The 6274-nt window shown below is 37.2% G+C and carries 9 protein-coding genes; all 9 read left to right on the top strand.

The features are described 5' to 3' along the window. The first annotated feature begins 251 nt into the window (after nucleotides 1–251). The 9 genes from LI149_RS14700 to LI149_RS14660 all read left to right on the top strand — a co-directional run bounded on the left by LI149_RS14700 (nucleotide 252) and on the right by LI149_RS14660 (nucleotide 6071). Nucleotides 252–1037 (top strand): transposase, encoded by a 786-nt coding sequence (locus LI149_RS14700; RefSeq protein WP_227079270.1) that lies wholly within the window; start codon nucleotides 252–254, stop codon nucleotides 1035–1037. Nucleotides 1038–1129: 92 nt separating this feature from the next. Beyond that, nucleotides 1130–2461 carry a CCA tRNA nucleotidyltransferase gene (locus LI149_RS14695; RefSeq protein ID WP_117495808.1) on the top strand — a complete coding sequence of 444 codons (1332 nt, stop codon included), beginning with the start codon at nucleotides 1130–1132 and terminating at the stop codon, nucleotides 2459–2461. Nucleotides 2462–2587: 126 nt separating this feature from the next. Continuing rightward, complete coding sequence (locus LI149_RS14690) at nucleotides 2588–3610, top strand: MarR family transcriptional regulator (protein ID WP_168934155.1); 1023 nt, start codon at nucleotides 2588–2590, stop codon at nucleotides 3608–3610. Nucleotides 3611–3741: 131 nt separating this feature from the next. Then, nucleotides 3742–4017: an HU family DNA-binding protein gene (locus LI149_RS14685; RefSeq protein ID WP_005335218.1), complete on the top strand. Its 276-nt coding sequence runs from the start codon at nucleotides 3742–3744 to the stop codon at nucleotides 4015–4017. Nucleotides 4018–4172: 155 nt separating this feature from the next. Beyond that, nucleotides 4173–4412 (top strand): RNA-binding S4 domain-containing protein, encoded by a 240-nt coding sequence (locus LI149_RS14680; RefSeq protein ID WP_005335220.1) that lies wholly within the window; start codon nucleotides 4173–4175, stop codon nucleotides 4410–4412. A 49-nt stretch (nucleotides 4413–4461) separates the two neighbouring features. After that, nucleotides 4462–4758, top strand: a complete 297-nt coding sequence (gene yabP, locus LI149_RS14675) for a sporulation protein YabP (RefSeq protein WP_005335222.1) — start codon at nucleotides 4462–4464, stop codon at nucleotides 4756–4758. Nucleotides 4759–4785: 27 nt separating this feature from the next. Continuing rightward, nucleotides 4786–5097: a spore cortex biosynthesis protein YabQ gene (gene yabQ / locus LI149_RS15765; RefSeq protein ID WP_005335224.1), complete on the top strand. Its 312-nt coding sequence runs from the start codon at nucleotides 4786–4788 to the stop codon at nucleotides 5095–5097. A gap of 77 nt (nucleotides 5098–5174) precedes the next feature. Then, nucleotides 5175–5498 (top strand): septum formation initiator family protein, encoded by a 324-nt coding sequence (locus LI149_RS14665; protein ID WP_040015635.1) that lies wholly within the window; start codon nucleotides 5175–5177, stop codon nucleotides 5496–5498. A 198-nt stretch (nucleotides 5499–5696) separates the two neighbouring features. After that, on the top strand, nucleotides 5697–6071 hold the full coding sequence (locus LI149_RS14660; protein WP_227143583.1) for a TnpV protein: 375 nt from the start codon (nucleotides 5697–5699) through the stop codon (nucleotides 6069–6071). Nucleotides 6072–6274 lie beyond the last annotated feature (203 nt).

The following is a 6274-nucleotide window of genomic DNA, read 5'->3' as shown; positions in this document are numbered from 1 at the left end:
GTGTCAAAGCCTCAATAATTACAATTTTATCCTTAACTTAATGACATTGTTTTTAAAAAACCTCCGTCCCCAATTGAATTTTATGGTATTGTGTTCGTAAATTTCTTGCATTATAGAAACAAATGTGTTAATTTAATTCTACAACGCAATTCTTGTTATTCATGATATTTCTACATTATTATCAGTATTTGGCGTGTCGCCGAGAATTGCCAACATTTATAGAAGAAAAGTAGATAGGGAGGAGGATGCCTATGCCGAGAAGAGCAAGGCGTGAAAGTGCAACGGGTTTTTATCATATTGTATCCAGAGGTTTGGATCGGGAAAATATTTTCGGTGAAAAACGCGAAAAAACCAGGTTTTTGAATTTGCTTAAAGACAATTTAAAAGATTGTAATATTGAGATCTATGCATATTGTGTTATGTCAAATCATTTTCACCTTTTAGCAAAAGCTGAGAAAGAAATTATGCCAATATTTATGGCAAAAGTGCTGGGAAGATATGCGAAATATTATAATTATAAGCATAATCGTACGGGTTATGTATTTGAAAATCGATATAATACGCAGTGTATAGAAGATGAAAGGTATTTTTGGAGCTGCTTGCGTTATATTCATATGAATCCAGTAAAAGCAAAAATATGTAGTAACATAATGCAATATGAACATAGCAGTATGAGGGAATATACTGGGAAAAGAAAGAATAGAGAAGTATTAAGTGAAAAAGCATTAAAGTTATATGAGGAAAAATTTAAAGATGGGACATCAATTGGAACTTTTCATCAGGAAAAGGATGAAAATGTGTTTTTAGATACAGAAGAGGAAGAGTATAGGCAGTATGTAGAATTGGCGTGGGAAATACTTTGGAACATGCAAGAACAAAGACAACTTCAAGGATTGGAGATTTTACAGTTCGTAGAAAGTAGAGTGCAATTCGAAAATGCAGTAAAAGAAAAGCTAGGAGTCTCGAAAAGTTATGTAAAGAGGATTAGAAAACAAATTGAAGGTGAACTTTACACAATTCAAAAGGGGACAGGATAAGATTCAATTGGGGACGGAGTTTTTTTGAAAAAAACACGTCCCCAATTGAAAGTGTGTTATAATAATACAGATTAATAAGGAGGCATATGAGAATGGAAAACCGGAAGATTGTATTACCTGAGAATGTGAAAAAGATTATAGAGACGCTTCAGACACATGGTTATGAGGCTTATGCGGTCGGAGGATGTGTACGGGATTCCGTATTGGGACGAATTCCTCAAGATTGGGATATTACAACTTCTGCGATGCCTCAGGAAACAAAAACATTGTTTGATAAGACATTTGATACAGGGATTGAGCATGGAACAATTACAGTTTTGCTCGATCATGAAGGATACGAGGTGACGACCTATCGAATTGATGGAAAATATGAAGATAACAGACATCCGAAGGAGGTTACATTTACTAGGTCGTTAAAAGAGGATCTTCTCCGTCGAGATTTTACAATCAATGCGATGGCATATAATGATGCAGATGGACTTGTAGATATTTTTGGCGGAATGGAAGATTTGAAAAAAGGAGTTATTCGCTGTGTGGGAGATGCAACGGCAAGATTTTCGGAAGATGCTTTGCGTATATTAAGAGGAATACGGTTTGCGGCACAGCTTGGATTTGAAATTGATGACGAGGCGAGAATGGCTATGAAAGAGCTGGCTCCAACGCTTCGGAAAATTAGTGCAGAGCGAATTCAGGTGGAACTGGTAAAAACGTTAGTTTCTGATAGACCGGATATGTTACGGACAGCTTATGAGCTTGGAATTACAAAGCAGTTTTTGCCGGAATTTGATCTTCTTATGAAGACGGAACAGGAGACGCCACACCATATGTACAATGTAGGGGAGCATACATTACATGCATTAATGAGGGTGCGTCCGGATAGAATATTACGTATTACAATGTTGCTTCATGACATGGGGAAACCTGAGTACAAGACTATGGATGAGACGGGACAGGCACATTTTAAAAAACATGCAATTGGTAGTGAGCATATTGCCAAAGAAATTTTAAAAAGATTAAAATTTGATAATGAGACAATTCGAACTGTTGCAAGGCTGGTGCTTTATCATGATTATCGTATGCCGGCAGAAGCGAAAAATGTAAGGAGAGCCATGAATAAGATTGGCGAAGACATTTTCGAATATTATATGGAAGTGAGACGTGCGGATGTGTTAGCACAGAGTACATATTTGCGGGAACGAAAACTAAAAAATTTAGATGATATAGAAACACTGTATGCAAAAATTAAAGAGGCGAAGCAATGTGTTTCATTGAAAGAACTGGCTGTAAGTGGTAGCGATTTGATAGCTATTGGAATTAAGCCAGGAAAAGAAATTGGTGAAATATTGAATCGATTACTGGAAATGGTTATAGAAGATCCGGAATTGAATCAGAAAGAAATTTTACTGAAAAAAGCTACAATTTAAAAAGGGACAGGTTGAAGTTCAAATGGGGACGGGGTTTTTTTGAAAAAACCCCGTCCCCATTTGCATATTTTCGCAATTGTTTTCATAGGATAGAGAGAATATGTAGTAGAGTGCAGGGGGCTGAATATGCAAGATTATGAACGGGATAATATATTAGAACAATATGAAATTGTCGTAAATAGCACCCGGAAGACCAGGGGTGCTATTTTATGCAGCACAGATAAAGGTGTGTTTTTAATGAGAGAGGTAGGGGTATCTGAAAAGAGGCTTCCTGCGCTTATCGAATTGTATGAGTATTTTATGGATTATGGTTATCAAACTATAGATATGCCAGTGAAAAACCGGGAAGGAGATTATGTAACAAAGGGGTTTGATGGAAGTATTTACATGCTTAGACGAATGCCGCCGGGGCGGGAATGCGATGTAAGAAGAGCGGCAGAACTTTTTGAGGCAGCAGGTAATTTGGCGAAGATACATTTGTTGATGAGAAAAAAAATAATGGAAAATGTGTCGGAAGCGGAGAATTTGGAGGAGGGGTATATAAGACATAATCGAGAATTACGTAAAGTGCGGGCATACATCAGAAATGTTTCTCCGAAAGGGGAGTTTGAATATTTGTTCCTGGAGTATTTTGATCAGATGGAAGCATGGGCAGACGCAGCGGTTAAAAGCCTGAAAGCTTCGGGATATAAACAGCTTTATCAACAAAGCATTGATGCAGGATATATGGTACATGGTGAATACAATTACCACAATATTTTGTTTGATGCGACTTCTGAAAAAGATAATTATGGGCATAGAAAGTTAAATGTTTACACGGTGAATTTTGATCATTTTAAAAAGAATGTTCAAGTAGAGGATTTGTATTATTTCTTAAGAAAGGCAATGGAAAAACAAGGTTTCAAAGAATGGATCAGCGATGGAATACTCAATGCATATTCAGCAATTATACCGTTGGGGAAAAATGAATTGGAGTATTTGAAAAATAGATTGATGTATCCAGAAAAATTTTTTAAAGTTGCAAATTCATATTATCATTCAAATAAAGCATGGATATCAATAAAAAATGTTGAAAAAATGCAGATGGCAGTCAGACAAATGAAGGAAAAAGAACATTTTTTAAATCACTTTTTTGATGCTCGGATTTAAATCTTAAAAATGCCTAAAAAGCCTATAAATACGCGGTAAAAAGGGTAAATATCCTTGACAAATATAGGGAAAACAGGTATAACAATATCTAGAGGCAGGGTGCCTAGATAAACAGGAGGAGGAAATTATCCATGAACAAAACAGAATTAGTAGCAGCTATTGCTGACAAAGCAGAGATTTCTAAGAAAGATTCTGAAAAAGCTTTAAAAGCTTTTGTTGATGTAGTTACAGAAGAACTTAAGAAAGGTCATAAGATTCAGTTAGTTGGATTCGGAACATTCGAGACAAGCGAGAGAGCTGCAAGAGAGGGAAGAAATCCGTCTACAGGGGAGACAATGAAGATTGAAGCTTGCAAAGCACCTAAGTTCAAAGCTGGTAAAGCATTAAAAGACGCTGTTAACGAGTAATGGATTAGTTCTAGATAAGTGTACGGGCGGGGAGTTGTTGGCTCCTCGTTCTTTTTGGTATATGGAAATTGTGTGTAAGAAGCGTACAATTTAATTGGGGACGGGGTTTTTTTGAAAAAACCCCGTCCCCAATTGGAAGAAAATGGAGAAATATTATGAGATTAGATAAATTTTTGAAGGTGTCGCGTTTAATCAAGCGCAGAACGGTTGCAAATGAAGCTTGTGATGCTGGGCGAGTGCTGGTCAATGGTAGTGTTGCGAAGGCTTCGGTCAAGGTTAAAGTCGGAGATATTATTGAAATTCAGTTTGGTACAAGAACTGTGAAAGTCGAAGTCCTGGATATTCAGGAGACGACGAAGAAGGAAGAGGCGAAAGACTTGTTCAAATATCTGTAATAAATGCAGGGTACCTTTCATATGATTACTAAGAAAGGTTGTGATGTGCATGGATGAGAGAAATGTATCAAAACCAGCTATGCGGGGGCATAAACTGGTTTTGAATAACCGGACCGCAAGTCTGGTGACGGGTGTGAAGGATGTATTATCTTTTGATCTGAATGAAGTTCTACTGGAAACGGAGCAGGGAATGTTGATGGTGAAGGGGACGGACCTTCATGTAAACCGGCTGAGTCTGGAAAAAGGAGAAGTGGATTTGTCCGGAAATATTGACAGTATTGCTTATTCGGATGTGCATGCAGAACAAAAACAGGGAGAGAATTTATTTGCACGTTTGTTCCGTTAATGTGTGCGGAAAGTTGCAGGAAAGTCAATGATTGGGATTGAAAAAGAATTATTAATTTTTCTGACTGCATTTTCATCTGGATTATTTTTAAGAGGAACATACAGATGCCTGGAATGCTTCCGGGATATTGTGAAACATTCGTTTCTCGCAGTCGGAATAGAGGACTTGTTTTACTGGATTTTTGTGGAAATGTATCTGTTTGTGCAAATTTACCACACTAGTAGTGGTAGTGTACGCTGGTATTATATACTAGGTGTTGTAGTTGGAGCGTGCTTGATGTCATGGCTTTTGCAGAAAGTTAAAAAAATGTGTAAAAAAATCTACACCCGTAAAACTTGATAAATTTCAGGGAAAAAGTTATTATTATAAAAAGGTATAAATCGGTGTGGGAACCGAAGACAAGGGTGAGTATTAATATGAAAGATACAAGGCGTAATAGCCGTAAGAGAAGGTCCAGGAGGCGGACGAATCAACACAAGTTGAGTGTGCTTGTAATTACAGGTGTAATTCTTTTGATGACAGCACTTGTAGTGGTCGGTGGAATTTCTCTTCGGGCGAAGGAGAAAAGTTATTTGGCTCAGGAGACGGAGCTTAAGAAACAGATAGATGAAGAGAAAGCCAGATCACAGGAGATAGACGATATGGAAGCATACGTTGGAACTGACGAGTATGTGGAAGAGATTGCGAAGGAAAAACTTGGTCTGGTGAATGAAAATGAGATCATATTAAAAGCAAAGTAACGAAGGAAAAAGCTTTGGGCGAAAGCTGAGGTTTTATAAGGCAGTATGATAAAACTTAATAAAACTAAGGCATAGCAATGATGAAATAAGGCTTTGACTGTAAAAGGTCAGAGCCTTTTTCTATGCCCAAATCCGCACATTCGCAATTTGATTTTGTTTTTCGTATAATGGACTTACTAAAATCAAGGAGGTTTTAATATGAAAACAATTTTTGAAAATAACGGTGGTACTTATACGCAGGTCGGCGACTATTTATTGCCTAATCTTTCGTTATCGGCGGAAGAAAAAGAAACGAATATCGGTGTATGGGCAATGAGGCACAAACGATATTTGAAACAAAATCATAAAGTACGTTACTACAATTTACTGACAAGCGGTAAGCTTAATTTATATCTTGCTGACATCGAAGAACAGGCTCAAAATCTTTTTTCTCGGTTGGTAAAAGACCTTGCCGAAAAAGAAAATGTTACGGAAAAATTGAAATCGGATAACCCAATGTTATGGGTGCAAAAGATGAACAACATCCGCAACCGAGCAACAGAAATTGTGAAGGAGCAAGTAATATACAACTAAGAAAAAGGCACAACTTACGGAGAAAAATCCAGTAGGCTGTGCCTTAATTTTATTTGTGAGATTCGAATGCATAATCTTAGCGAGCAGACCATTTGGATAAACACAGTTTTCCAAACGGTAAAAGACTCGTTAGGGACACCCTAAAACCTGATGATAATTTACATTATGAGCAGTTTCAAGACGGGACGATAAATGAATATGAA

This window comes from Dorea sp. 210702-DFI.3.17, from assembly GCF_020560825.1.
In the GTDB taxonomy this organism is placed as follows: Bacteria; Bacillota; Clostridia; order Lachnospirales; family Lachnospiraceae; genus Dorea; species Dorea formicigenerans.
Note: the sequence above shows the minus strand (reverse complement) of the source record. Positions and strands in the feature narration are given on the sequence as shown.

Bases quoted from the DNA above. Each gene is read 5' to 3' on its own strand.
- LI149_RS14700 (WP_227079270.1), top strand. From the start codon at position 252: ATGCCGAGAAGAGCAAGGCGTGAAAGTGCAACGGGTTTTTATCATATT.
- LI149_RS14695 (WP_117495808.1), top strand. From the start codon at position 1,130: ATGGAAAACCGGAAGATTGTATTACCTGAGAATGTGAAAAAGATTATA.
- LI149_RS14690 (WP_168934155.1), top strand. From the start codon at position 2,588: ATGCAAGATTATGAACGGGATAATATATTAGAACAATATGAAATTGTC.
- LI149_RS14685 (WP_005335218.1), top strand. From the start codon at position 3,742: ATGAACAAAACAGAATTAGTAGCAGCTATTGCTGACAAAGCAGAGATT.
- LI149_RS14680 (WP_005335220.1), top strand. From the start codon at position 4,173: ATGAGATTAGATAAATTTTTGAAGGTGTCGCGTTTAATCAAGCGCAGA.
- yabP (WP_005335222.1), top strand. From the start codon at position 4,462: ATGGATGAGAGAAATGTATCAAAACCAGCTATGCGGGGGCATAAACTG.
- yabQ (WP_005335224.1), top strand. From the start codon at position 4,786: ATGATTGGGATTGAAAAAGAATTATTAATTTTTCTGACTGCATTTTCA.
- LI149_RS14665 (WP_040015635.1), top strand. From the start codon at position 5,175: ATGAAAGATACAAGGCGTAATAGCCGTAAGAGAAGGTCCAGGAGGCGG.
- LI149_RS14660 (WP_227143583.1), top strand. From the start codon at position 5,697: ATGAAAACAATTTTTGAAAATAACGGTGGTACTTATACGCAGGTCGGC.